Origin of the sequence: Franzmannia pantelleriensis, from assembly GCF_900102875.1 — a bacterium.
Classification (GTDB): Bacteria; Pseudomonadota; Gammaproteobacteria; order Pseudomonadales; family Halomonadaceae; genus Franzmannia; species Franzmannia pantelleriensis.
Genome location: NZ_FNGH01000002.1, coordinates 178,762 through 204,654, shown reverse-complemented (window position 1 = coordinate 204,654; position 25,893 = coordinate 178,762). Strand labels below are relative to the sequence as shown.

27 protein-coding genes are annotated in these 25,893 nt (G+C 64.5%); 7 read left to right on the top strand and 20 right to left on the bottom strand.

Going from position 1 to position 25,893, the window contains the following annotated elements:
• Positions 1 to 6: 6 nt before the first annotated feature.
• The 9 genes from BLT16_RS03005 to BLT16_RS02965 form a co-directional block, all read right to left on the bottom strand.
• Positions 7 to 888, bottom strand: a complete 882-nt coding sequence (locus tag BLT16_RS03005; RefSeq protein WP_089657044.1) for an MBL fold metallo-hydrolase — start codon at positions 886 to 888, stop codon at positions 7 to 9.
• 174 nt (positions 889 to 1,062) lie between these two features.
• Entirely contained in the window at positions 1,063 to 1,260 is a 198-nt protein-coding gene (locus tag BLT16_RS03000) for a YgaP family membrane protein (RefSeq protein WP_422717911.1), read from the bottom strand.
• Positions 1,261 to 1,346: 86 nt separating this feature from the next.
• On the bottom strand, positions 1,347 to 1,814 hold the full coding sequence (locus BLT16_RS02995) for a DsrE family protein (protein WP_340148237.1): 468 nt from the start codon (positions 1,812 to 1,814) through the stop codon (positions 1,347 to 1,349).
• Between the two features lie 118 nt (positions 1,815 to 1,932).
• Positions 1,933 to 3,342: an MBL fold metallo-hydrolase RNA specificity domain-containing protein gene (locus tag BLT16_RS02990; RefSeq protein ID WP_089657043.1), complete on the bottom strand. Its 1,410-nt coding sequence runs from the start codon at positions 3,340 to 3,342 to the stop codon at positions 1,933 to 1,935.
• 87 nt (positions 3,343 to 3,429) lie between these two features.
• Positions 3,430 to 4,650, bottom strand: a complete 1,221-nt coding sequence (locus BLT16_RS02985; RefSeq protein ID WP_089657042.1) for a glycosyltransferase family protein — start codon at positions 4,648 to 4,650, stop codon at positions 3,430 to 3,432.
• Positions 4,647 to 5,531 (bottom strand): HAD-IIB family hydrolase, encoded by an 885-nt coding sequence (locus BLT16_RS02980; RefSeq protein WP_245701411.1) that lies wholly within the window; start codon positions 5,529 to 5,531, stop codon positions 4,647 to 4,649. Before BLT16_RS02980 ends, BLT16_RS02985 begins: the two co-directional genes overlap by 4 nt.
• A gap of 259 nt (positions 5,532 to 5,790) precedes the next feature.
• Positions 5,791 to 7,059, bottom strand: a complete 1,269-nt coding sequence (glyA, locus tag BLT16_RS02975) for a serine hydroxymethyltransferase (protein ID WP_089657040.1) — start codon at positions 7,057 to 7,059, stop codon at positions 5,791 to 5,793.
• Positions 7,060 to 7,208: 149 nt separating this feature from the next.
• Positions 7,209 to 9,698 (bottom strand): ABC transporter permease, encoded by a 2,490-nt coding sequence (locus tag BLT16_RS02970; protein WP_089657278.1) that lies wholly within the window; start codon positions 9,696 to 9,698, stop codon positions 7,209 to 7,211.
• 80 nt (positions 9,699 to 9,778) lie between these two features.
• Positions 9,779 to 10,495 carry an ABC transporter ATP-binding protein gene (locus BLT16_RS02965; protein ID WP_089657039.1) on the bottom strand — a complete coding sequence of 239 codons (717 nt, stop codon included), beginning with the start codon at positions 10,493 to 10,495 and terminating at the stop codon, positions 9,779 to 9,781.
• On the opposite strand from BLT16_RS02965, the gene BLT16_RS02960 reads away from it, so the two are divergent.
• The 3 genes from BLT16_RS02960 to BLT16_RS02950 are packed head-to-tail and all read left to right on the top strand — an operon-like array spanning position 10,494 to position 11,866.
• A complete protein-coding gene (locus tag BLT16_RS02960; RefSeq protein ID WP_089657038.1) occupies positions 10,494 to 11,195 on the top strand; it encodes an arylesterase in 702 nt (233 codons plus the stop codon). The genes BLT16_RS02965 and BLT16_RS02960 overlap by 2 nt on opposite strands.
• 60 nt (positions 11,196 to 11,255) lie before the next feature.
• Positions 11,256 to 11,519: a type II toxin-antitoxin system Phd/YefM family antitoxin gene (locus BLT16_RS02955; protein WP_089657037.1), complete on the top strand. Its 264-nt coding sequence runs from the start codon at positions 11,256 to 11,258 to the stop codon at positions 11,517 to 11,519.
• Positions 11,520 to 11,530: 11 nt separating this feature from the next.
• Positions 11,531 to 11,866, top strand: a complete 336-nt coding sequence (locus BLT16_RS02950; protein WP_089657036.1) for a type II toxin-antitoxin system RelE/ParE family toxin — start codon at positions 11,531 to 11,533, stop codon at positions 11,864 to 11,866.
• Here BLT16_RS02950 and BLT16_RS02945 read toward each other — a convergent pair.
• A complete protein-coding gene (locus BLT16_RS02945; RefSeq protein ID WP_089657035.1) occupies positions 11,851 to 12,744 on the bottom strand; it encodes a DMT family transporter in 894 nt (297 codons plus the stop codon). The genes BLT16_RS02950 and BLT16_RS02945 overlap by 16 nt on opposite strands.
• A 21-nt stretch (positions 12,745 to 12,765) precedes the next feature.
• Positions 12,766 to 13,035, bottom strand: a complete 270-nt coding sequence (locus BLT16_RS02940) for an Rdx family protein (protein WP_089657034.1) — start codon at positions 13,033 to 13,035, stop codon at positions 12,766 to 12,768.
• 56 nt (positions 13,036 to 13,091) lie between these two features.
• Here BLT16_RS02940 and BLT16_RS02935 point away from each other — a divergent pair, with 56 nt between their 5' ends.
• From BLT16_RS02935 to ettA, 4 genes are all read left to right on the top strand, one after another.
• Entirely contained in the window at positions 13,092 to 14,408 is a 1,317-nt protein-coding gene (locus tag BLT16_RS02935; RefSeq protein WP_089657033.1) for an MFS transporter, read from the top strand.
• A gap of 105 nt (positions 14,409 to 14,513) precedes the next feature.
• On the top strand, positions 14,514 to 14,945 hold the full coding sequence (locus BLT16_RS02930) for a PAS domain-containing protein (RefSeq protein WP_089657032.1): 432 nt from the start codon (positions 14,514 to 14,516) through the stop codon (positions 14,943 to 14,945).
• A 191-nt stretch (positions 14,946 to 15,136) separates the two neighbouring features.
• Positions 15,137 to 15,355 (top strand): PA3496 family putative envelope integrity protein, encoded by a 219-nt coding sequence (locus tag BLT16_RS02925; protein ID WP_176817141.1) that lies wholly within the window; start codon positions 15,137 to 15,139, stop codon positions 15,353 to 15,355.
• Between the two features lie 108 nt (positions 15,356 to 15,463).
• Entirely contained in the window at positions 15,464 to 17,125 is a 1,662-nt protein-coding gene (gene ettA, locus BLT16_RS02920; RefSeq protein ID WP_089657030.1) for an energy-dependent translational throttle protein EttA, read from the top strand.
• 88 nt (positions 17,126 to 17,213) lie between these two features.
• On the opposite strand, the gene BLT16_RS02915 is transcribed toward ettA, so the two are convergent.
• From BLT16_RS02915 to surE, 9 genes are all read right to left on the bottom strand, one after another.
• A complete protein-coding gene (locus BLT16_RS02915; protein ID WP_089657029.1) occupies positions 17,214 to 17,369 on the bottom strand; it encodes a DUF1328 domain-containing protein in 156 nt (51 codons plus the stop codon).
• Positions 17,370 to 17,508: 139 nt separating this feature from the next.
• Complete coding sequence (gene lpxL / locus BLT16_RS02910; RefSeq protein ID WP_089657277.1) at positions 17,509 to 18,423, bottom strand: LpxL/LpxP family Kdo(2)-lipid IV(A) lauroyl/palmitoleoyl acyltransferase; 915 nt, start codon at positions 18,421 to 18,423, stop codon at positions 17,509 to 17,511.
• A gap of 19 nt (positions 18,424 to 18,442) precedes the next feature.
• Positions 18,443 to 19,564, bottom strand: coding sequence for an alanine racemase (gene alr / locus BLT16_RS02905; protein WP_089657028.1), 1,122 nt, complete (start codon positions 19,562 to 19,564; stop codon positions 18,443 to 18,445).
• A 136-nt stretch (positions 19,565 to 19,700) separates the two neighbouring features.
• A complete protein-coding gene (locus tag BLT16_RS02900) occupies positions 19,701 to 21,164 on the bottom strand; it encodes a TolC family outer membrane protein (protein WP_089657027.1) in 1,464 nt (487 codons plus the stop codon).
• A gap of 80 nt (positions 21,165 to 21,244) precedes the next feature.
• A complete protein-coding gene (gene rpoS, locus BLT16_RS02895; protein WP_089657026.1) occupies positions 21,245 to 22,225 on the bottom strand; it encodes an RNA polymerase sigma factor RpoS in 981 nt (326 codons plus the stop codon).
• A 104-nt stretch (positions 22,226 to 22,329) separates the two neighbouring features.
• Entirely contained in the window at positions 22,330 to 23,532 is a 1,203-nt protein-coding gene (locus BLT16_RS02890) for a peptidoglycan DD-metalloendopeptidase family protein (protein WP_089657025.1), read from the bottom strand.
• Positions 23,525 to 24,481 carry a DUF368 domain-containing protein gene (locus BLT16_RS02885; protein ID WP_422717910.1) on the bottom strand — a complete coding sequence of 319 codons (957 nt, stop codon included), beginning with the start codon at positions 24,479 to 24,481 and terminating at the stop codon, positions 23,525 to 23,527. Before BLT16_RS02885 ends, BLT16_RS02890 begins: the two co-directional genes overlap by 8 nt.
• Positions 24,478 to 25,158 (bottom strand): protein-L-isoaspartate(D-aspartate) O-methyltransferase, encoded by a 681-nt coding sequence (locus BLT16_RS02880; RefSeq protein WP_089657024.1) that lies wholly within the window; start codon positions 25,156 to 25,158, stop codon positions 24,478 to 24,480. The genes BLT16_RS02885 and BLT16_RS02880 overlap by 4 nt, the downstream gene beginning before the upstream one ends.
• A complete protein-coding gene (surE, locus tag BLT16_RS02875) occupies positions 25,145 to 25,891 on the bottom strand; it encodes a 5'/3'-nucleotidase SurE (protein ID WP_089657023.1) in 747 nt (248 codons plus the stop codon). The genes BLT16_RS02880 and surE overlap by 14 nt, the downstream gene beginning before the upstream one ends.
• Between the last annotated feature and the right edge of the window lie 2 nt (positions 25,892 to 25,893).

Genomic DNA, 25,893 nt, shown 5'->3' with positions numbered 1-25,893 from the left:
AAGGCCTCAGAAGGTATTGATCGGCACCTTGAGATAAACCTGGCCGTTACCCTCGGCCGGCGGCATCTCCCCGGCACGCATATTGACCTGCACCGAGGGGATGATCAGCTTGGGCATGCCGAGGGTCGCGTCGCGCTCGGTGCGCATCTTGACGAATGCCTCTTCGCTGATGCCCTCATGGACGTGGACGTTATGCGCCCGCTGCTCGGCGACGCTGGTCTGATGCTGATACTCATCGCGATCCGGCGCCTTGTAGTCGTGGCACAGGAACAGCCGGGTCGCCTTGGGCAGGGCCAGCACCTTGTGGATGGAGCGATACAGGGTGCGGGCGTCGCCTCCCGGGAAGTCACAGCGGGCGGTGCCGTAGTCGGGCATGAACAAGGTATCGCCGACGAAGGCAGCGTCGCCGATCACATAGGTCAGGCAGGCCGGGGTGTGGCCCGGTGTGTGCAGGACCCGCCCTTCCAGCTCGCCAATGCGGAAAGTGTCGCCCTCCTCGAACAGGCGGTCGAACTGACTGCCGTCGCGGGCAAACTCGGTGCCGGCATTGAACGCCTTGCCGAACACCTCCTGCACCACGGTGATTTTGGCGCCAATGCCAGTCTTGCCGCCCAGCCGCTCATGCAGGTAGGGAGCCGCGGAGAGATGATCGGCATGCACGTGGGTCTCGAGGATCCACTCTACCGTGAGGCCATTGTCTTGCACGAAGGCGATGATCTCGTCGGCAGAGCGCACGTCGGTGCGCCCAGCGGCGTAGTCGAAGTCGAGCACCGAGTCGAGGATGGCACAGACACGGCTCGCAGGATCTTGGACCACATAGCTGAAGGTGTTGGTCGGCTCATCGAAGAAATGAGTGACGAGTGGCCGGTGCGCGTTCGTACTGGACATAGATGCGACCTCCATCGAAGTCAGGCTAGCGGATATAACACCACTATAGAGCACCTTTTCTTCTAACAATAGACTGTTTTTGAATATACAAACCTCGTTTCATGTCGGCCAATGGCTAAGCGCCCGTGACCTGAGAGGGGCACGGGCACCGAGGCCAGGCAATGCCTTCCAGCCCTACTTTTTTATCTTGCAGGTATTGATGCCCAGCAGGCTGTAGGCCGGACAGACGTTGAACAGCCCGGTGGCAAGTGGCAACACGCCGATCCAGCCCCAGGCACCGATGGTGCCGGTCAGGGCCATCAGGACCAGCAGTGCGCCAACCATGATTCGCGCCATCTTGTCGGCACCGCCCACGTTACGTTTGATGTTCATGATGACTCTCCGTCCGCGTTGCATGGCATCGTACCGACAGCCTGCTGGCTGCCAGCACGGCACCATCGTTCAAGGTGTCAGGCAGCTCAGAAGCTGAATACCGGTATGGCAGGATCACGCATCATCTCGGCCATGGCGCCCGGGGTGGCAACCCCTACCCCGTCGCGCAGGTCATCCTCGCCGTACTCGCTGTTGGGCAGAAAGATGGCGCAGACATCCACACCTGCCCCCTCGCCCATCATCATCTGCATCAGGCCCTCGGGCTTCACGCCACGCGGCCCCAGCTCGGTCTCGCTCTCATAGCCGTCGATGGCCAGCTCGCCGGCGGCATCGCAGAGCAGGATGTGCGGGGTGGTGCCCTGTTCGCGCATCGCGTTGGCCAGAATCATCGCCATGCCCTGAGTCTGCAGGGAGTCACTGGTCAGGATCACCAAGGCGCGCTCCGCATAGGCGTCATCGTCGTTGGCATGCTCATCGGCCATGGCCAGCGGTGAAAGTATCAACGTGGTCGCTGCAATCGCCGAGGCCCAGCATGATATTCTCATCACTTTCATAACATTTTCCTCTAAGGTAATAACTCAACATGGAGTCATCAGCCTAGCGCAGAGGAAGCCTCGCGACATGAGGTAAAACGCCGCAGCTTGACCTGGGTCAAGCAACGCTCAACGACGGCTAAAGCGTGATGCAGTCGCCATAGGCCGGTACCTCGGCCAGGATCCCGCTCTCGGCCAGCGCCGCCTGCAGCCGCTGCTGTGCTCCGGGCTCGCCGTGTACCAGATAGACGCGGGGGGTATTGCGAAAGGCGCCGATCCAGCCGATCAATTCGCGCTGTCCAGCGTGAGCGGAAAAGCCGCCCAGGGTATGAATCCGTGCCTTGACCATCAGCGCTTCGCCCAGCACCTTGACGCGCTCGGCACCGTCGACCAGGGCACGTCCCAGGGTGCCGGCGGCCTGAAAGCCGACGATCACTACCCGGGTACCGGGCTTGGCCAGGTTGTAGCGAAAGTGGTGGAGAATTCGTCCTCCGGTGCACATCCCGGCCCCGGCAATGATGATTGCCCCGCCGTGGATGCGATTGATGGCCATCGACTCCTCCACCGTACGGGTCAGTCGCAGTCCCGGCAGGTACTGGCTGGGATCGCCCTGGGCAGCAACGTTGAGCACCTTGAGGTCGTCGCGGTTGAGCGCTGCCTTCTTGCGCGCATAAAGCTCGGTGACGCGAATCGCCATGGGGCTGTCGAGGAAGATGCGCTGCTGCTTGAGACGCCCCTGATGGTAGAGCACGCTGAGATGGTAGAGCACTTCCTGGGTGCGCCCCACCGCAAAGGCCGGAATCAGCACGTTGCCGCCAGCGGCATGGGCCTGCTCGAGCACCTCGGCGAACTCCTCCAGGGTCTCCTCCAGCGGACGGTGATCGCGGTCACCGTAGGTGCTCTCCATCAGCACCACGTCGGCATCGCGCGGCTTCTCGGCAGGATGCATCAGCACCGAGTCCGGGTTGCCCAGATCGCCGGAGAACACCAAACGCCGCTGGCGCCCGCCGGCGGGCACGCCGAGTTCGACGATCGCCGAGCCGAGGATATGCCCCGCATCGCGAAACACCAGGCTGGCGTCACCGCCCAGTGACACCACCTGCCCATAGCCGTGGGGCACGCAACGTGCCAGAGTGCGCTCGACATCGTCGAGCTCGTAGAGCGGCTCGAGCAGCGGTTTGCCGGCCTTGCGCCGCCACTTGTTGTCCCACTCGATATCCTTGGCCATCACGAAGGCGGCATCGCGCAGCATGATGTCGAGCAGCTCGGCGGTATCTCGGGTGCAGTGAATGGGCCCGGTGAAACCTTCGCGTACCAGCTTGGGGAGCAGCCCGGCGTGGTCGAGGTGGCCGTGGGAGAGCACCACCCCGTCGAGCCGGGTGGCCAGTGTGCCGAACGACTCGGCGTTGGCACGATCGGCATCCGGCCCGCCTTGATGCAAGCCGCACTCGAGCAGCCAGCGGTGCCCGCGCCCGCCGTCGTGGTACTCGAGCAGATAGCGCGAGCCGGTGACCTCACCGACTGCCCCCAGAAACGTCAGACTGGCCATGGTAACTCCCGCCGTGAAGGGTGATACCTCCAGCATATGCGAGATAAGGCGAGCCGGCGTTGATCCAGTACAGCCGTTGGGCTGAGGCTATACCTTCCCCTGGTTGTCGAGTTCCACCGCGGCGTGCATGCGCTCGAGCAGATCCGGGATGGCGGCCTGCACGCGGTTCCAGCTGGGAATGAAGGGCTTGTCGCGGGGGTTGTCGAGAAACGCCGCGCCGGCCTCCATGATATTGCTGGCGAACAGCTCAACCGCCTGCTCTTCGCTATGCCGGTCGAGCTTCAGGCCATTCATCATGGCATCGTTGTCATAGGCCTCGATCAGGTCCAGGGCGATGCGGTAGTAGGTGGCCTTGATGGTGCGGAAACTTTCGGCGTTGATCTGTACGCCAAGGGTGGCCAGCTTGCGATACAGCGCCTTGGCAATATCCAGGCTCATGCGATTGAGCCCGCCTGACGGGTCTTCCTGCGAGACCGGCTGATGCTTGTGATCGTAGATATCGGCGATATCCACCTGGCACAGCCGCTTGGTGGAGTAGTTGCGGTGCACCTCGGAGAGCACGCCGATCTCGAGCCCCCAGTCGCTGGGGATACGGATGCCGTTGAGCACGTCGGCGCGCATCGAGAACTCGCCGGAGAGCGGATAGCGGTAGCTGTCCAGGTAATCGAGATAGGGCAGCGGGCCATAGATCTTCTTCAGCGCCCGGATCAGCGGGGTCACCATCAGTCGTGCCACGCGACCGTTGAGCTTGCCGTCGGCGATACGTGAATAGTAGCCCTTGCAGAACTCATAGTTGAACTGGGGATGCGCCACCGGGTAGATCAGCCTGGCCAGCAGGCTGCGGTCGTAGGTGACGATATCGCAGTCGTGCAGCGCCACCGCCTCGGCGCGTCGCGAGGCCTGGATATAGCCGGAGCAGAACCATACGTTGCGCCCCTTGCCCGGCTCCTGGGGCGAGATGTTCTCGGCGGCCAACTCCTCGTCGAGCGCCTTGAGCCGTGGGCCGTCGTTCCACAGGATGCGATGATGTTGCGGCAGCCGCGAGAAGAACTCGCGGGCGTGGAGGAACTGCTCGCGGTCGGCGCGATCCAGGCCAATGACGATCTCGGAGAGATACGGCACCTTGGCCAGCTCATCGACGATATGCGACAGCGCCGGCCCCTCCAGCTCGGAGTAGAGCGACGGCAGGATCAGGCCCATGGGCCGGCGCATCGAGAAGCGCACCAGATCGGCCTCCAGCGCCTCTATCGGCCGCTGGGTCAGGTTATGGAAGTTGGTAATGATACCGTTCTGATAGAAATCGCTCATCGCTCGCGCTCCTTGCCATTGGCGCCGTCACCGACGGCCTCGGGAATCTCGTCGCCCCACCAGTGTTCGAGCCCTTCCACCCAGCCCCTGGGACCATCGCCCGTGGCGCAGTAGAGCATCGGGTTGCCGACCTCGACGCGCTGGCCATGGTGGCCGGGGATCAGCACTGCCCGGTCCACCGCGTCGAGCATGGGGACGTCATTCGGCCCATCGCCTAGCCCCATTGTGAGGGGCCGGCTACCGCGCAGCGACGTGAAGCGCTCGATCAACCAGTCCACCGAGGCGCCCTTGTGCACTTCCCCCATCACATGCCAGAAACGCCCGCCGCGGGTCAGCTGCAGGCCATCATCAGCCAGTGCCTGGCGAAAGCGCGAAAGCGCCGCGTCGTCGTCCTGCCAGATCAGTGGCTCGCTACCCTCGCGCACCCGGGCCTGGCGAGCCGCCGGCTCGGACAGCCCGGTCAGGGCGATTATCTTATCGAGGGACATACCGCCCATGCCCTGAAAACGCACGCCAAGCCGCTCACGGATCACCTCGAGTCGGGTGCGAATAAAGCCGATATCCAGCCCCGGCGTCTTGATCACCAGGCCATGGGGGGCGGCAGGGTCGCGATCCAGCCGCGCATGCTGCCAGGCCGGCGGCAGCCCGATCACCGCGCCGTTCTCGGCGATGAATGGGCTCCTGGCCAGGCCCAGCTCGAGCCGCAGCGAAAGCAGCTCAGCGCGGGTCTTGCTGGTCACCGGGATCACCGTGACGCCCGCCGCCGCGAGGCGCCCAAGCCACGGTTTGGCCGGCGACCAGTCGTAGCTGTCATGGTCGAGCAGCGAGCCGTCGAGATCGGTGAAGACCAGGCGTGGCGGTAACACGGGAGCGTGATTCATACGGCACCTGCTGGCGTGCAAGGGAGTGCGCATGGCGGCACATTACTGGTGACACTAGCACGTGGCGTGCCAGTTCGCCGTGATCACCGGTCCGTCAGGCCCCGCAAGGAGTATTGCCTGATCGGGCACCGTTAGGCGCCAACCCTACGCACCAACCCGGCGCACCCAACTGCACCAAAACAATGCAATATGCGCATAGCAAAACGCTCCGCCGAGGCGGAGCGCTTGATCCTGCGATGTCAGCAAAGCAGCGTGTCGATCAGTCGCGATACACCGGCAAACGGGCACAGACCGCCTCGACCTTGGCCTTGACCTCGGCCTCGATGCCCTCGCTGCTCTCGCCTTTGGCCATCACGTCGAGGATATCGCAGATCCAGCCGGCGAGATCCTTGCACTCAGCCTCGCCGAAGCCGCGGGTGGTCACCGCCGGAGTACCGATACGCAGCCCCGAGGTCACGAAGGGGCTCTGCGGGTCACCGGGTACGGCGTTCTTGTTGACGGTGATATGGGCGCGGCCCAGGGCGGCGTCGGCGTCCTTGCCGGTGAGGCCCTGCTTGACCAGCGACAAAAGGAAGAGGTGATCCTCGGTACCGCCGGAGACCACGTCGAAGCCGCGTTCGATGAACACGCCGGCCATCGCCTGAGCATTCTTGACCACCTGCTGCTGGTAGGCCTTGAAGTCCGGCGCCATGGCCTCCTTGAAGCAGATCGCCTTGGCGGCGATAACGTGTTCCAGCGGGCCGCCCTGGCCACCCGGGAAGACCGCCGACTGCAGCTTCTTCTCGATGTCGGCATCGTTCTCGCTGGAGAGGATCAGGCCGCCACGCGGGCCGCGCAGGGTCTTGTGGGTGGTGGTAGTGACCACGTGCGCATGGGGCAGCGGCGTCGGGTAGACGCCTGCCGCCACCAGCCCGGCGACGTGGGCCATGTCGACCAGCAGGTAGGCGCCTACCTCGTCGGCAATCTCGCGGAACTTGGCCCAGTCGATGATCTGGGAGTAGGCCGAGAAGCCGGCGATGATCATCTTCGGCTGGTGCTCGCGAGCCAGGCGCGCGACCTCTGCGTAATCGATCAGGCCGTCTTCGCCAAGGCCGTACTGCACCGCGTTGTAATGCTTGCCCGAGAAGTTGGGCTTGGCGCCGTGGGTCAGGTGACCGCCGGCGTCGAGGCTCATGCCGAGGATGGTATCACCGGGCTTGACCAGCGCCTGGAAGACCGCGCCGTTGGCCTGGGAACCGGAGTGCGGCTGGACGTTGGCGTAGCTGGCGCCGAACAGCTGCTTGGCGTAGTCGATGGCCAACTGCTCGACGATATCGACGTATTCGCAGCCGCCGTAGTAGCGCTTGCCGGGGTAGCCTTCCGCATACTTGTTGGTGAGCTGGCTGCCCTGAGCTTCCATCACTCGGGGGCTTGCATAGTTCTCGGAAGCGATCAGCTCGATGTGCGCCTCCTGGCGTGCGACTTCCTTGTTCATCGCATCCAGCAGGGCATCATCGAAACCGGCAATCGTCATATCACGGCTGAACATCGTCGTGGGTCCTCAATCGGGGGCGAGCGATAGGAGAAATCGAGAGACATTATGATACCCCAGGCCCCGCCCCCTTTCACATGAAAGGGGGTCATAGGCGCCCGAGTATTTCTCACCTTGGCTTTAGCCTGGCTAAAGCCAAGAGCGACTCACGCTTCACCAAGCAAGCCCAAGCTCTGCATCGGCGTCTGGCGGCGTACGCTACGCGACAGCGCATGGCCGATCACGCCGATCAGCAACGCACCGCCCAGCGGCAGCGTGAGCCACAGGCCCCAGTGGATTCTCGGGGCGAGGTCGAACCAGGCGAGATAGACCCCCGCCGCGGCCAGCTCGGCGAGCAGCGCGCCCATCAGGCCACTGGCAAAGCCGAGGATGGCAAACTCGGCGCCCTGGACCCGCGAGATCAAGCGGTCACCGGCACCGAACACCCGCAGTAAGCCGCTCTCGTGGGCGCGGGTCGGACGGCTGGCGGTGAGCGCCGCATACAGCACGCTAACCCCCGCCAGCAGCACGAAGCCGAGCACGAACTCCACTGCACGAGTGACCTGGGTCAGCAGTTCGCGTACCTGGCCGAGGATTGCCTCGACGTTGAGCAGCGACACCCCGGGGAACTCACGCACCAGGGCGCGGCTGATGTCATCGCGCTCGCGGTCGAGGTGGAAGGCGGTGATATAGCTATGGCCATAGCGCTCCAGCACCTCGGGCGGGAAGATCACGAAGAAGTTGGGCCGGAAGCTGTCCCAGTCCAGATTGCGCAGGCTGGTGAGCTCGCCGACGATCTCATCGCTCCCGATACTAAAGGTCATGGTGTCGCCCAGCGACAGGCCCAGTCGCTCGGCGAGCCCATCTTCTACCGAGATCGGCACCCGCCCCTCGGTCACGCCGGGACCGGCATCGAACCATTGGCCAGCCACCAGCCGGTTACCGTCGGGCAACGTCTCGCGCCAGGTGAGGTTGAGCTCGCGACGCAGCGAACCGTCGCTGCGGGCGTCGGCGGGTACCGCATCGCGTGGGGGCTGGTCATTGATCGCCGAGATACGGCCGCGCACCATCGGGTAGAGGGTGGTGCGCTCGTCGACGGCATCGTCGAGGGTGTCGATAAAGGCGTCGCGCTCGCCGGGCTGGATATTGATGGCGAAGTAGTTGGGCGTATCCTCCGGCAGCTGATCCTGCCAGGTGGTCAACAGGTCGCCACGTACCAGCGCGATCATCGCCATGGCAGCGAAGGTCACCGAGAACGCCAGCAGTTGGCCAAGGCTGGCACTGCGCCGCCGCGCCAGCTGCTGGGCACCGAGGCGCAGCGCCTGGCGCTTGGCACCGCCCTGGGGCAGACGCGTGGCCAGGCGCAGCACCACGCCCAACAGCAGCGCCCCGAGCCCCCACAGCACCACCAGCATGATCAAGCCACCGAGCAGCAGACCGAAGGCGAGCTGCGGGTCACCCGAGTAGAGCCACAGCAAGCCACCGAAGACCAGGCTGGCCACGACCACCACTAGCCACGCCGAGGCGGGCAACGGGTCGAGCTCGCGGCGCAGCACCTTGAGCGCGCTGACACGCTTGAGGCGCAGCAGCGTCGGCCCAGCAAAGCCGGCCAGCACCGCCAGGGCAGTCAACACACCGAGCAGCAGCGGCAGCGGTCCCGGTGGCGGCAGCTCGATGGGCAGGAAGGCGGTCAGCAGCCACAGCAACCCGGCCTGGCCAGCGAGGCCCAGCAGTGCCCCCACCACCGACGCCGCCAGCGCCAGCCACAGCAGCTGCAGGGCGAACAGTCGCGTCAGCTGACGCTGGGTGGCGCCGAAGCAGCGCAGCAGCGCGGCGGTATCCAGGTGGCGATCGACGTAGCGACGGGTGGCCATGGCCACCGCCACCCCAGCAAGCAACACCGCGGCCAGTCCGGCCAGGCTCAGGTACTGCTCGGCGCGGGCCAGCGCATTGCCAAGCTGGGGGCGGTCACGACGCACATCACGAATCTCCACACCCTCGGCGGTCAATTCGCGCAGCTGCGGCGTCACCGTATCGACCGCCGCCGGTGAACCCCGTGCAAGCAACGAGAACTCGATGCGCGAGCCGGGCTGCACCAGGCCGCTGGCCTCGGCGTCCGCCTGGTGCATCATGAGGCGCGGGTTGAAGTTGGCAAAGCCGCCGGACTGATCGGGCTCGCGCTCGATCAGTCCGCTCACCAACAGCTCGACATCGCCGACGCGCACGCTGTCCCCTGGCGCCACCTCGAGCAGCTGTGCCAGGCGCGGAGCCAGCCATGCCTCCCCGGGAGAGGGCCCATGCGCCACCAGTTCGAGCCCCTCACCGGCATCGAGGTGCACCTCGCCATACAGCGGATAGCGGTCATCGACCACCTTGAGGCTGGCGGGCTGGAAGGCGTCGTCGACGCTGACCATGGAGACCATGCCGATCTGCTCGCTGACCGTTAGGTCGTTCTCTTCCAGCAACTGGCGCAGGGCATCATCGAAGGGCCGGCCCTGCTCCAGGGCCAGATCACCGCCCAGCAGCTGTCCGGCCTGACGCTCCAGGCCACGCTCCAGCCTGTCGAGAAAGAAGCCGATCATGGTCGAGGCGGCTACCGCCAGGGCAAGCGCCACGAACAGCGCGCGCACGTCGGCGGCGCGCAGATCACGCCGCATGCCGCGCAGTGACCAGCGCAATGCCCCGAACCCTCGGCTGTGGCGACGGGCGCTCAACGGTGAGCTTTCAGCGACACTGCTCATGCCTCGACCTCTTCCAGCAGCAGCGGCTCGAGCTGACCGCCATCCAAACGCAGGCAACGGTCACAGCGCCGCGCCAGGGCATGGTCGTGGGTGACCAGGACCAGCGTCGTGCCTGCCTCGCGGTTGAGCGCAAACAGCAGGTCGATGATGCGCTTGCCAGTTGCCGGGTCGAGGTTGCCGGTGGGCTCATCGGCGAACACCAGTTGGGGGTCGGTAACAAAGGCACGGGCAACCGCCACACGCTGCTGCTCACCGCCGGAGAGCTGCTTGGGCAGGTGGCTGAGCCGCTCGCCCAGGCCCACCCGGGTCAGCCAGTCACGGCCGCGCTGCTCGCTGTCGGTCAGTGGTGCTAACTCCAGCGGCAGCAGCACGTTCTCGAGCGCCGTCAGGGTGGGCAGCAGTTGGAAGTTCTGGAACACGAAGCCGACGCGACCGGCGCGCAGCTGGGCGCGGCCATCCTCGTCGAGGTTCGCCAGCGGTTCACCGAATAGGCTCAGCTCGCCGCTGGTGGGCTGATCCAGCGCCGCCAGCAGCCCCAGCAGCGTCGACTTGCCGGCACCGCTGGCACCCAGAATCGCCAACGTCTCTCCGGGGAACACATCGAGGTCGAGATCGCTCAAAATGGTTAGCGGCTTGTCGCCGCTGGTGACCTGCTTGCCCAAGCCTCGGGCGTGTAGAATCGCGGTAGCATCCGTCTTCAAGGAGTTTGACATGACAAGCGGTTTCCCTGTGCTGGGGTTGGCTGGTGATCTGCGCCAACGCATCGCCCGCGCGCTCGTAGCGGGCGCAGTAAGTATCGTGACCATCATCGCATGGCCTGTGGCCCATGCCGACACATCCCCCACCCTGCTGGTGCTGGGCGACAGCCTCAGTGCGGCATATGGCATCGAACAAGAGGAGGGCTGGGTGCATCTGCTCAACGAGCGACTCGATGGCGAGGTGGCAGTCGTCAACGCCAGCATCAGCGGCGAAACCACCTCCGGTGGCGCCCAGCGCCTGCCCGACCTGTTGGGACAGCACGAACCGCAGTTGGTGCTATTGGAGCTTGGTGGCAACGATGGCCTGCGCGGCCTACCCCCGCAGCAGATGCGCCACAACCTGGCCGACATGATCGAAGCCAGCCAGGCCGCGGATGCCGAGGTGCTGCTGCTGGGCATCGATATCCCTCCCAACTACGGTCAGGCCTATCGCGATGCCTTCACCGGTGTCTATCGGGACCTCGCAGAGGAGTACGACGTCGCCCTCGTGCCCTTCCTGCTCGATGGCGTGGCGCTGGAGGACGGGATGATGCAGTCCGATGGCATTCACCCGACCGCCAGCGCTCAACCTGTCATTCTGGACAACGTCTGGCCTGAATTGGAACGCTGGTTGGAGCAAAGGGGGGCGACGCTGGCCAGTGGTTCAGCCCAGTGACTGGCAACCGAACCATACGTGGACTAAAATTGGACCTTCTGGAATTAACCGGACATCGCCATGCGCACTGAAACCATCAGTTACCTGAAGCAGAATGCGGCCACTCTCGATGTAGCAGAACCGCTGGTGATTACCCAGAAAGGGAAGCCCACTTATGTGGTCCAATCGTATGCGGCTCATGAGCGGCGCGAGCAGGCCATTGCCTTGCTCAAGCTGCTGAGCCTGGGCGAGAAAAGCCGCGAGGACGGCAAGACCATGAGCGCCGATGAATTCATGGAAAAAGTCAGGGCCCGCCACGCCAGTAGACGCGGCGAGTCGATGTAACGGCGCCTCAAGTGAACGTGACAATCGAAGAGACCGCTGACGCCTCGCTCGAAACCTGTGAAAACTTCTTGCTCGACGAGCTGGGCCTCCCATTGTACAGGGTAGAGGACATTTCCCTGCACCTCATCGCCACCGCGGTCGAACGCCTTTCGACTCACCCCAATACCTATCCTGTGTGCCGGTTAGCCCTTGAACTCGGCATTGGCCATTATCGAGAGCTGCTGGTGGACGGCTATCGCATCATCTATCGCCTTTGGCCGGAACAGGAGCAGGTTTCCGTTTTCCTGTTCGCGCACCAGCGTCAGGACTTCAAGCATTTGCTCTTCGAATATCAGCTGCTCTCTTGAGCCGCTGGCGTCTTCTGCCACTGCTGCAGCCCAAGCCCACCGAGGATCAGCACCAGCCCCACCAGGGTCGAGGCCATGATCGGCTCGCCGACTATCAGGAACAGCAGCAGCAGCGAGACCGGTGGTGAAAGGAAGATCAGATTGGCGACTCGCGCCGTACGCGAGATACGCTGCACGGCAAACTGCCACAGCACGAACGCCACACCCATCTCGAATAATCCGACGTAGATGCCCGCCGAGAGGCCGCCCCAACCGTGCCACTGCAGTCCCGGCCCAAGCGTCATCAGCAACAGCGTCAGCACCGGCAGGCCAACGCTGAAGTTCTGCCACTGGGCCACCAGCGGCGGGCGATGGTCACGTGCGTTGAACAGCCAATAGAGCGCCCAGAGCAGCGTCGAGGCCAGGGCCAGGGCCACCCCCAGCGGATCGGCAAAGGCCACATCGAACACCGCCCCGCGTGTGGCGATCACCCACACGCCAGCGTAGGCAATCAGGCCAGCGGCAACATCAATGCGGGTCAACCGCTGCCCGAGAATGGGTACCGCCAGCAGCGCCATGGCCAGTGCCCAGGTGTAGTTGAGAGCCATGGCCTCCTGGCCCGGCAGGCGGTCGTAAGCAGCAAACAGCAGCAGATAGTAAGCCACCGGATTCATCAGCCCGGCCCAGGCGGCGGTTCGCCAGCCTTGCCGCAGCGCGACAGCCATGTCGCCCTGGCGCGTCACCAGTACGCCCAGCAGCCCCCAGGAGACCAGCGCTGCAAGCCACATCAACTCCAGTGGCGACATGTAATCCAGCGCCACCTTGAAGGCAGTCGCCACCGTCGACCATAGCGCGACGGCCCCGAGGCCGCACAGCATCGCCTGACGTTCCTGTGTCATGTGCTCTCCTTGGAGGGTGGCTCAGCGATCGACGTGCCCCAGATCACGCTGCGGGTCTAGGCGATCGCGTACCAGCCGCTTGAGCGCCTTGCTGTCGGGGAAGCCATCGTCGCGCTTGCGCTCCCAGATCGACTCGTGGTCATAGAAAATCTCGAAATGGCCGCCGTGGCTGGGTACCAACGCGACCTCGTCAAGGGCCTCACCAAAGGTGGAAAGTAACTCTTGGGCCAGCCAAGCGCTGCGTAACAGCCATTGGCACTGGGTACAGTAGTGGATGCGGATGCGTGACATCGCGGCCGTCCTGTCGCAACAATGAAGCTCCCGATGATACCAGCCAAGGAGCCTACATGGCCGCCCCCGACATCAGCCAGACCCGCCTCTATGAGTGGCTGACCGGCGATGACGACAGCCGCATGTGCAAGGACATTCCCGATGAGGCCTGTCATGAGCAACCGCGAAATTTCTCCCTGCATCTGCTGGCAGCGCTGGGTAACAAGCTGGCCGATGAGCTGGCTAGCGCCAGGTTGGTGCTGCCGTGGCTGCTGGGGGTGATCGGCGCCCCGCTGTGGATGGTAGGCCTGCTGGTGCCGATCCGCGAATCGGGCTCATTGCTGCCGCAGCTGTTCGTGGCCGGTTTTATCCGTCTCAAGCCCAAGCGCAAGTGGGCCTGGGCCATCGGCGGCGGACTGCAGGCCGCAGCCGCCCTGCTGCTGGCACTGCTGGCGCTGTTCGGCGCTGGGGGAGTGGGCGGCGCACTGGTGTTGGCGGCCCTGGTAATGCTGTCGCTGGCGCGGGGGATATCGTCGATTGCCACCAAGGACGTGCTGGGCAAGACCATCAGCAAACAGCGCCGCGGTACCCTGATGGGCTGGAGCGGCAGCGTGGCGGGCGCCGCAACCCTCATCGCCGGTGCGGTATTGATGCTATTCGACGAACGCCCCGGCGAACTGGCGTTGGCGGTGTTGCTTTGCGTGGCGGCATTTAGCTGGGCGCTGAATGCGCTGTGTGCCGCACGGATCGTCGAAGTACCGGGTGCCGTGGAGGGCGGCGAGAACGCCTGGGACAGTATCAAGCTGGGACTGCGTTTGCTGCGCGACGACCGCGACTTTCTGCACTTCAATCTGGCCCGTGCCCTGCTGCTTGCCAGCGCCCTGGCACTGCCCTATATCGCCCTGCTCGGCCAGCAGCAGAGTGGTACTGAGCTGGGCGGACTGGGCATTCTGATCGTCATTTCGGGCCTGGCCGGAATGCTGGCCAGCCCGCTGTGGGGCAAACGCGCCGATGCCTCGAGCCGGCAAGTGATGCGCGACGCCGGTCTGGGAACCACGCTGTGCTGCCTGCTGGTGGCCGGCGTCGCCTGGTTACCCGGTGGCTGGAGCGAGACGGTGTGGCCCTATGCACTGGGCTACGGGCTGCTGGTGGTGGTCCACGCGGGGGTACGCCTGGGACGCAAGACCTATCTGGTCGACATGGCCAGCCACGACCAACGGGCGCTCTATGTAGCGCTGTCGAATACCCTCACAGGTGCGCTGATGCTGGTCGTGGGTGGTGTCATCGGCGCGCTGGCCCAGTGGTTGGGCACTACCGCACTGCTGGCGATACTCGCCGCCACCGCCCTGAGTGCCGCCTTCTGTGCCCAGCGCTTGCCCGAGGTCGAGCAGTGAGCATTATCCACTCAAAACGGCAACACATTGAAATGCCAGCCACGTCTGGCCATTATGTAGCCAGACGAAGGTTAACGAACTCGGGTACGATAGGAACGCGCGCGCATGAAAAGACCGCCCATGATCAGCCCAGCCCTGCTGGAACGCATCATCGATGCCTCGGAAGACGGCATCGTGGTGGCCGAGCAGGAGGGTGACGAAAACATCCTGATATACGTCAATCAGGGCTTCGAGCGCCTGACCGGCTATAGTGCCGATGAGATCCTCTACCGCGACTGCCGCTTCCTGCAGAACGATGATCGCGACCAGCCGGGTCTCGACAACATTCGACAGGCGCTGGCCGAGGGGCGGCCATGCCGTGAAGTGCTGCGCAACTATCGCAAGGACGGAACGCTGTTCTGGAACGAACTGTCGATCACCCCGATGTTCGATGACGCCGACCAGCTGACCTACTACATCGGCGTCCAGAAGGATGTGACCGAGCGCGTCGAAGCCCAGCTCGAGGTCGAGCGGCTACGCGCCGAGCAGGGCCACTGAGCCCCTGACCCACCCGAGCAGCAAAAAAACCGCCTCCCACCTCTTGCTCTACCCAGCCGTCGAGGCTATAAGGCCATCAGGATGCCACGTCATCCTGATGGTAGCCACGCTGCTGCCATTGACCGCTATCTCCCAACAGCATCGTCGAGATAGCCCTATCGATCTTTCGACCGGTCATGGGAGGGCATCGCATGCGCCGAGATCATCTCACCAATACCCTCAGCGACGAGCAGGACATTTTCGACGCCGTCAATGACGACAGCTACCTCCCCGAGCAGGAACCCCGCACCCGCAGTAGCTCGCGTGCCGATACCCTACGCGCGCGCCGCCAGGTAGAGAGCCTGCTCGAGGAGCGACGCCTCAAGCGCGCCATCGAGGACGACTGGCTGCTCGACGACGAAGAGGAGTAGCGCCAACCCGAGACATCATCTTGGGCGGCGCCACTGGGTAAACTAGCCATTCGTCGCCCCGGCCACTATCATCGTGGCCACTGAAACCCGCAACCCAGATGGAATCCCATGGCGCAATACGTCTACACCATGAATCGGGTGGGCAAGGTCGTGCCCCCCAAGAAACACATCCTCAAGGATATCTCACTGTCCTTCTTCCCCGGCGCCAAGATCGGCGTGCTGGGCCTCAACGGCGCGGGCAAGTCGACCCTGCTGCGCATCATGGCCGGCGTGGATACCGAGTTCGAGGGTGAAGCGCGGCCAATGCCAGGTATCAATGTCGGTTACCTGCCCCAGGAACCCGAACTCGACGATGCCAAGAACGTCCGCGAGACCGTCGAGGAAGCGCTGGGCGAGATCAAGGCCGCTCAGGAAAAGCTCGACGCCGTGTATGCCGCCTACGCCGAGCCGGACGCTGACTTCGACGCCCTGGCCAGCGAGCAGGCGCGTCTAGAGAACATCATCGAGGCCTCCGACGCCCATAACCTGGACCGTAAGCTCGAGGTCGCCGCCGAGGCACTGCGACTGCCCCCCTGGGAGGCTCAGGTGGGCAACCTATCCGGCGGTGAGCGCCGCCGGGTGGCGCTGTGCCGCCTGCTGCTGTCGAGTCCCGACATGCTGCTGCTCGACGAGCCCACCAACCACCTCGACGCCGAGTCGGTGGCCTGGTTGGAGCGTTTCCTGCACGACTACAGCGGCACCGTGGTGGCGATCACCCACGACCGCTACTTCCTCGACAACGTCGCCGGCTGGATCCTCGAGCTTGATCGCGGTCAAGGCATTCCCTTCGAGGGCAACTACTCACAGTGGCTGGAATCCAAGGAGAAGCGCCTCGAGCAGGAGGCCAAGCAGGAGGCCTCACGCCAGAAGGCGATCAAGCAGGAGCTGGAGTGGGTTCGCTCCAACGCCAAGGGCCGCCAGGCCAAGAGCAAGGCGCGCCTCAATCGCTTCGAGGAGATGCAGTCCGGCGACTTCCAGAAGCGCAACGAGACCAACGAGATCTATATTCCGCCCGGCCCGCGCCTGGGTGACAAGGTCATCGAGTTCCACGGCGTCAGCAAGCGCTTCGACGACAAGCTGCTCTACCAGGATCTATCGTTCAGCGTACCCAAGGGCGCCATCGTCGGCATCGTCGGCGGCAACGGCGCCGGCAAGTCGACGCTGTTCAAGCTGATCACCGGCAAAGAACAGCCTGATAGCGGCGAGGTGGTGCTCGGTGACACCGTGGACATCGCCTACGTCGAGCAGCTACGCGACGCCCTCGATGACAAGCAGACAGTGTGGGAAGCGGTCTCTGGTGGTCAGGATATCCTCAATATCAACGGCTATGAGGTCTCGTCACGCGCCTACGTGGGCCGCTTCAACTTCAAGGGCAACGACCAGCAGAAGCGACTCAGCGAGCTCTCCGGCGGTGAGCGCGGACGCCTGCAGCTGGCGCAGACTCTCAAGCAGGGCGCCAACGTGCTGCTGCTTGATGAACCCTCCAACGACCTCGATATCGAGACCCTGCGGGCATTGGAAGAGGCGCTGCTGGCTTTCCCCGGCTGCGCCATGATCATCTCCCACGACCGTTGGTTTCTCGACCGGGTGGCCACGCATATTCTGGCCTTCGAGGGCGACTCGGAGGTGGTGTTCTTCGAGGGCAACTACCAGGAGTACGAAGAGGATCACCGTCAGCGGGTCGGTAACGACACGCCCAAGCGCATGAAGTACAAGCGCATCGACGCCTGATCGCCCTGCACTGAAACGCACAAGGCCCCGCCAATGGCGGGGCCTTGCGTGTTTTGTGGTCGTCTAAGAGCACGACTCGGCTCGGGGGTCAGCGTCGTCCGCGAATCAGCGAGACCACGAACAAGATCAGAAATAGCACGAACAGGATCTGTGCAATGGTCGATGCGACCCCGGCAATGCCGCTAAAGCCCAGTACGGCGGCAATCACGGCAATGATAAGAAACAGCATGGCGTTGCCAAGCATGGGAACTCCTTTCCTCTGTTATCGATCCTCCGGATCCATACCACGATCCGGCGCTCCATTGGCCGACGCGATGTCAGCCATCCGCTACAGCCTTGTTCGGATTGACCGACACGTCAAGTCCGTGTCATTGGCCGATAGGCTACGAATACAACGACGGCTCGCCTTCCGGGCGGGTCTTGAAGCGCCGATGCAGCCATAGGTACTGCTCGGGATGCTTGCGAATCGCAGCTTCGATGAAGGCGTTGATGCGCGCCGCATCGGCGACTTCGTCACCGCTGGGGAAGTTCTCCAGCGGCGGCAGGTACTCGAGGGTGTAGGTGCGATTGTCCGGGTTGCGATGGAACATCAGCGGCATGACCGGCGCGCCGGTCATGCGAGCGATCTTGGCGGTCAGCTTGATCGAGGCGGCGTCGACGCCGAAGAACGGCGCAAAGACGCTGACATCACGACCGAAGTCCTGATCCGGCGAGTACCAGACGTGATGCCCGGCCTTGATCCGTCGCACCACACCACGCAAGTCATGGCGATCGATGGCGGTGCCAAAGATCCGCTTGCGGGCTCGGGTCATGAAGCGCTCGAACAGCGCGTTATTGTGCGGTCGATAGACCACGTCGGCGGGAAAGAACAGCGAGTGCAGCGCGCCGCCGAGATCGAGGGTCGAGAAGTGCACGCCGATGATCAGTGCCCCTTTGCCCTCGGCCTGCACCCTGGCCATATGCTCCTGCCCCTTGAAGGTAACGCGATGGCGCAGATGCTCCGGGTCGCGGCACCAGCCGGTGGCGGTTTCGAGAATGCCGATTCCATTGGCCAGAAAGGTCTCGCGCACCAGCCTACGCTGCGCCGTTGCATCGAGCTCGGGAAAGCACAGCGCGATATTAGTTTCGGTGATGCGCCGACGGCGCTTGGCCAGACGCCAGGCCAGCCAGCCGATGGTTCGCCCCACCACCAGCTTGACGCGCCACGGCAGCCAGGCACCGACCCGCATCAGGCCGATGGCAAGGCCCGCCCCCCAATAGCGCGGATGGAGAAACGACGAGGAAGCATCCTTGGACATGGTGGTCTCGCAGCTGAAATCAGCCGCCATGATACCGTCTCGGGACCCTCGGCAGCACCCCGGTAAGCAGGGTATAACTGATCGTGGTGCAGTGGCGCGCCACCTCGTCCACCGACAGCAGCGCGCCGTTGCTTGCCTGCCCCCATAGCACCACCTCGCTGCCGATACGCGCCTCGGGGATATCCGTGACATCCACGGTGAGCATATCCATCGACACCTTGCCGGCGATGCGGCAGCGCTGGCCGTCGACCAGTACCGGCGTGCCATCTTCGGCATGCCGGTCATAGCCATCCCCGTAGCCACAGGCGACCACCGCGATCCGCGACGGACGCGAGGCTCGCCAGCGGCCGCCATAACCCACTGGCTCGCCCGCCTCCAGATCGCGTAGGGCAATGATCTCGGAGCGCAGCGTCATCACCGGTGCCAGGCCGCGACTGGCCTCGTTGGCCGACTCCAGTGGATCGCTGCCGTAGAGCATCACCCCGGGGCGATTCCAGGCACCGTGGGCCTCGGGCCAGGCCAGCGTGGCCGGCGAGTTGGCCAGGCAGGTCGGCGCCCCAAGCTCACTGGCCAGCGCATTCAGCATCCCCAACTGGCACTGGAAGTAGCCGGGATCCAGACTGTCGGCGGTGGCGAAGTGGCTCATCAGGTGCAGGTCGCGCACCCGATCCCCGGCTGCCGCCAAACGCGCCCACTGGGCGGCCAGCTGCGCGGGGGGAAACCCTAGCCGATGCATGCCCGAATCGACCTTGACCCACACCGTCAGGGGGCGTGCCGGGCGATAGGCGAGCAGCGCGTCCACCTGCCAGGCAGTGTGGACCGCCGTCCACAGCTCGAGGGCCTCGATACGCTCGAGCTCGGCTGGCTCGAAGAACCCTTCGAGCAGCATGATCGGGGTCTCGATGCCCGCCGCGCGCAGCGTCTCGGCTTCCTCGATGCAGGCCACCGCCAGCGCCGGCGCCACGCCCGCCAGCGCCGGCGCCACGCCCGCCAGCGCCCTGGCACAGGGCACCAGGCCGTGGCCGTAGGCATCGGCCTTGAGCACTGCAATGGCCCTGCTATGCGGCGCCAGATCCCGCGCTAGGCAGTAGTTGTGACGCAGCGCGTCGAGGTCGATGTCAGCGATCAGCGGACGGGCCATCGGGGGCTCCCATGCATGCAAATTAACGCCATGATTATTTGGCATTCTCTCGACAATTACACGGACAAAAACGCCATATTTAATGAAAATATGGCGTTATCATCTCGATCTTCGAAATATTGCAACAAATATCACGTCAAGAGGGTGGCGTTGGCCGCGTACCAATGTTCATTGCCGGGTCATTGCCGCCCGCCTCGTCGGGAAGATCGAGGGATACCCCCTGGCTAGCGTCCAGCCACTGATTCACGCCCTGGATCGCCTCGCCATCGAGGGTTCCGGACTGCTGGCGCAACTCGAGCAGGCCCAGCACGTAGTCATAGCGCGCCTCGGCGTAATCGGCGATGGCATTGAACAGGTTCTGCTCGGCGTTGAGCACATCGACGATATTGCGCGTGCCCACCTCATAGCCGGAACGGGTCGCATCCAGTGCACTCTGATTGGAGGCGATCGCCTGGCGCCGCGCCTCGACGGTCTCCACCTCGTTGCTGACCTGAGTGTACAGCGAACGTACCTGCTGCACGGTGTCGCGGCGCTGGGCCTCGAAGTCGTACTGACTAACTTCCAGGCCGAAGGTATTCTGGCGAATCTGGGCACTGGTGGTGCCGCCGGTATAGAGCGGCACGCTGGCGCGTAGGCCCAGCTGGCTGTCGGAGTTGTAACCTGAGACACCGCTACGGTCGGTGTCCGAATACTGATAGCTGGCGAACGCTTCGAGGCTCGGCAGGCGACCGGCGCGGGCGATATCGAGGTCGCTGCGGGCCACCTCGATACCGGCTTCAGCCATCATCAGCATCGGGCTGTTGAGCATGGCCATCTCGACCCAGGCATTGCGCTCGGCCGGCGCCGGCGGTTCCACCGGCAGCTCGTCGGAGAGCCCGTCAATGCTGGCATAGCGCTGGTCGGTGAGTCGCTCGAGGGCCTCGAAGCTGATCTGCAGGGCATTCTCGGCGGCGATACGCTGGGCACGCGCCAGGTCAAACGAGGCCTGCGCCTCGAATACATCGGTGATTGCCGTCAGGCCGACTTCGAAGCGCTCCTCGGCCTGCTCGAGCTGGCGGCTGATGGCAGTCTCCTGGGCGCGCCGCGCCTCGAGGATATCGGCGGCGCGCAGGATCTCGAAATAGGCACTGGCAACGTCAAACAGCAGCTGCTGCTCGGCGGCCTCGAGAGACAGCGCCTGCTGGTCGGTGAGTCGCTCGGCGCGCTCCAACTGGGCGAAACGGCTGGCATCGTAGAGGGCCTGGCTGGCATCCAGACTCAGGCTCAGGGAGTTGAAATCCTGTTCGTCATCGACCACCACGCCATCGCCGACACCGCCAGGATCTCCCACCTGGGCGCCGCGGCCCTGAGTTGAGTAGGTGCGGTTGTGGGTCAAGCTGGAGCCGGCAGTGAGCTGCGGCAGCAGGCCACCGCGCTCCACATCGCGGCCCGCGCCGACGCGTTGCAATTCGGCCCGCGCCGAGGCGAGCCCGGCGTCGTTGGCCAGCGCATCGCGGGCCACGCTGAGCAGATCGGTGGCATGCGCCGGGGCCGCGGCAAGGCCGATCAGCAGGACCAGCCAGCGACGGCGAGGAAACAGCGAAGAACGATTGGATGACATGGCGGTACTCGTAGGGTCATTCAGCAACGCGGGCGGCATGGGCCGCCCGCGCAATATCCATGGCCGGTGCTGCCGCCAGCTCACTCGAAGATGGCATCCAGCGACAAGCCCTGCTTTTCGAGCATGCGACGCAGCTTCTTGAGCGCCTCGACCTGGATCTGGCGCACCCGCTCGCGAGTCAAGCCGATCTCCTCACCGACCTCCTCGAGCGTCGCCGCCTCGTGGCCGCGCAGCCCAAAGCGCCGCACCACCACCTCCATCTGCTTCTCGGTGAGCTCGGCCAGCCACTCATCGACGTGCTGCTTGACGTCGACATCGACCAGTGACGACTCGGGGCCCAGATCGTTGTCGTCGGTCAAGGTCTCGATCAGCGGCTTGTCGCTCTCGCCGCCCATCGGGTAGTCCACCGAGGAGACCCGCTCGTTGAGCCCCAGCATTTTCTTGACCGTGGCCACCGGCTTGTCGAGAAAATCGGCGATCTCCTCGGCAGTGGCCTCGTGATCGAGCTTCTGGGTCAGCTCGCGAGCGGCGCGCAGGTAGATGTTGAGTTCCTTGACCACGTGGATCGGCAGGCGAATGGTGCGCGTCTGATTCATCAGCGCCCGCTCGATGGTCTGACGAATCCACCAGGTGGCATAGGTCGAGAAGCGGAAGCCGCGCTCGGGATCGAACTTCTCTACCGCGCGAATCAAGCCGAGGTTGCCCTCCTCGATCAGATCGAGCAGCGACAGGCCGCGGTTGAGGTAGCGGCGGGCAATCTTGACCACCAGACGCAGGTTGGACTCGATCATCCGCGCGCGTCCGGCGGGGTCGCCGGCCTGGGCCAGGCGGCCGTAATGTACCTCTTCTTCGGGGGTCAGCAGCGGCGAGAAACCGATCTCGTTGAGATAGATCTGGGTCGCATCGAGGCTGTGGTGATAGGTGTTTTCCTCGCGGTTGAGGGCCTTTTCGAACTCCTGCTCATCCTTGGCACTGCTTACGTCCTCGTCGTCAATGACGTCTTCGACGATCTCGATCTCGGCGTTGTCGACGTCCTGAAGATCCTGTTCGATCATGCTCATATCACTACCCCGTTGTGCACTGCCCGGTCATGCCGGCGACTCATCGGGCATCACGAACGTGAGCCGCCGCTGTCTGTTGTTGTTGTACCGCGGGCCATCAAGCGTTAGCGCGATGGCAAGTAATCCAAGGGGTCCTGAGGCTGGCCGTTGCGGCGCACCTCAAAGTGCAGCTTGACGCTGTCTGCATCGGTATCGCCCATGCTGGCAATCACCTCACCGGCGTTGACCACGTCGTTCTCGGCCACGTTGAGCGAATCGTTGTGGGCATAGGCGCTTAGATACTCGTCGTTGTGCTTGAGGAGGATCAGGTTGCCGTAACCGCGTACCCCGCTGCCCGCATACACCACGATGCCGGGACCGGCTGCCTTGACAGGTTGCCCCTTTTGTCCGCTGATATCAATGCCGGCGGTGATGCTGCCACCTTCGCCGAAGCGGCCGGTCAGTTCGCCGTCCGCCGGCCACTGCCAGTCCACCTCAGCCACCGGCGAGTAGCTACGCTGACTGCGCTCGCTGGGCCCGCTCTCGGCCTGCCCCGCCACCGCAGTACCGGTCTCGCCATCCCCAGTATCGTCGACGGTCGATGACGGCTGTGTGTCACTGACCTGCGGCGCCGCGTCGGGCTCGGGCTGAGCCTCGCTGGCCGCCACGGCCGCTTCACTGGCAGCGGTATCGCGTTCGGCCTGCTCCTGCTCGGCCTGAGCTTGCTCGCGTTCGGCCCGTTCACGTGCCAGCGTCTCGCGCTCGGCCTGATCGCGCTCGCTCAGGCGGCCGTCGGCGCCGGGGCTCGAGTAGTCGAACAGCGGCCCGGGGGCGTCGCTGGGCGCCTCGCCTGCACCAGCCTGGGTCGCGCCTTCGAGGGCCTCGGCGCTGGTGCCGGAGTCTTCCAGCGGCTGAGCGGTGAGGCGCCGGTTACGCTCGATGGTCTCCTCGTCCGGCGCCAGCCAGCTCAGGTCGCCATCCTGCTGGTCGACGTCCACAGCGCCGCTGACCTGAACGCCGCGCTGACGCTCACCATCGCCACTGGAGGCCCGTTGCGCGCCTTCGGACAGGCGTAGCTCCTGGCCCGGCTGCAGCCGATAGGGAGGGCCGATATCATTGAGCTGGGCCAGCTCGCGAAAGTCCATATCATGACGCCAGGCAATACCGTAGAGGGTGTCGCCGGCTTCCACGGTGTACTGACTCACCGGTGACTGCTCGCGACTCATGGTCAAATCGCGCACCGGCACGCGCTGAGTGTCTCCCCCCTGCTGTGCCGCACAACCAGAGATCGCCAGGGCCAAGGCGGATACCACAAGAGTCTTACGCATCGGAACCTTCCTCCTCATGCCGGCGCGCCGGGGCCTGGTTCCCACGGCTTATCGCCAACACCAATAACAGACCCGCCAGCATCAAGGCCAGCGCGGGAATCAATTGTGCCGAACCACCGGTGAGCACGGCATAGTCGCCGGGCAGCAGGTAGCGGTAGTCCAGCGGAATCATCTGGTCGTCCGGCCCCAGCCGGTAGCTGATCAGCTCGCGCCAGGGCCACAGCAGCGGCAGCGAGCCCAGAATGAAGCCGATCAGCAGCTGCAGGGTCGCGGTGTGATAGGCGTTCAGCAACCACGACAGCAGGCGCGAAAAGAAGAACAGCCCTAGCGCGCAGCCGGCGCCGAACTGCAGGATCAGGGTCATATCGAACCCCCGGATACCGGCCATCACCGGACCATAGAGCCCCATGGTCAGCAGCAGGAAGCTGCCCGACACACCGGGCAGCAGCATGGCACTGATGGCGATCGCGCCGCCGACCACCAGCATCAGGTAGTCGGCGCCGAGCAGATTGATCAGCGGCATCAGTGCCGGTAGCCCCTTGGCCAGCAGCAACCCCACCGCCAGCGGCAGGACATGCCACAGCCGCCAGTCCGGCAGGCTACGGCTCACCACCCACGCCGAGGCCGCCACTAGGCCGAAGAAGAAGGCATCCAGCAGCACCGGCTGCTCCTCCATCAGCCACACCACCAGATGCGCCACGCTGATCAGGCTGGCGGCGATACCCAGCACCAGCGGGATCACGAAGGCGAGGTTGAGGTGAGTGGCGAGCATGGCCAGGCCGCCGCGTCGCCAGGCAACGAAGGCGCTGGGACCAAACTGCTTGATCGAGTGAATCAGCTCCTCGTAGATACCGGTGACGAAGGCGATGGTACCGCCAGACACGCCGGGCACCGCATCGGCCGCGCCCATGCCGGCGCCCTTGAGAAACACGGAGGTATAACGCTTCAACGAATGACTCCTTCCAGCAGCGGCACGAAACGCACACCTTCGAGCCGCTGATATTCAAAACGTGCCCCACGTCGGCGCACCCGGGTCAGCCATTGGCGACCGTCGGGTGCTTCCAGGGGGGCGATAAGGGTGCCGCCATCGGCCAACTGGGCCAGCAGCGCCTCGGGCAGCTCGCTGGCGCAGGCAGTCAATAGGATAGCGTCGTAGGGCGCCGCCTCGGGCCAGCCGTGGCCGCCGTCGGCGAGACGCAGGCGCACATTGTCGGCGTGTAGCCAGCGTAGCCGCTGGGCGGCACGCCGGTGCAGGGCATGAATACGCTCCACCGACCACAGCAGGGGCACCAGCCGCGACAGGATCAGCGTCTGGTAGCCGGAGCCGGTGCCGATCTCCAGCACCCGCTGCGGCGCCTCGGCCACCACTAGCTCGGTCATGCGTGCCACGATCCACGGCTGCGACAGCGTCTGGCCATTGCCGATGGGCAGCGCGGTATCTTCATAGGCGCGGTGGGCAAGCGCCTCATCGAGAAAAAGGTGCCGCGGCTCACGGCCGATCACCTCGAGCACCTCGAGATCGTCGATGCCGGACGCCGCCAGCCGCGCCACCAGCCGGTCGCGGGTACGCTGCGAGGTCATGCCGACCCCGAGCAGCCTGTCTCGTCCCAAATCAGGTGAGTGCATCCAACCAACCCTGAACGTCTTCACGTGCCGCATGCCGGGTCAGATCGATCTGCAGCGGCGTAATCGACACATAGCCCGCCTCGACGGCGGCAAAATCGGTATCCGGTCCATCATCGGCATTCTCGCCCACCGCCGCAATCCAGTAGCGCTCACGACCGCGCGGATCCTCGACCTTCATTGGCCGCGCCGCGGGCCCGCGAAAGCCCAGCCGGGTGACCTTGAAGCCGCGGATCTCTTCCCACGGCAGATCCGGCACATTGACGTTGAGCAGGCTGCGCGGCGGCAACGACAGCTGTTCGGCAGCGCCGATCAGGCTAGCCGCGACCCGTCCGGCGGTCTCGAAGAAGCGGGTGCCAACCAGCGACATGGCGATCGCCGTCATGCCCAGGTTACGCCCTTCCATGGCCGCCGCCACGGTGCCCGAGTAGAGCACATCGTCGCCCAGATTGCCGCCGTGATTGATCCCCGACACCACCAGGTCAGGCTTGTCATCCCAGACGCCGTTGACGCCGAGATAGACACAGTCGGCAGGCGTTCCGTCGACACTGTAGAAGCCATTATCCATGGCGGTGAGTGCCAGCGGCCGGGTCAGGGTCAGCGAATTGCTGGCCCCGCTCTTGTCACGATCCGGCGCTACCACCCGCAGCCGGGCATGCTGACTCAGCGCCTGATACAGGGCGTGCAGGCCTGGCGCATGGACGCCATCATCATTGGACAGTAACAGTTTGCGCATGG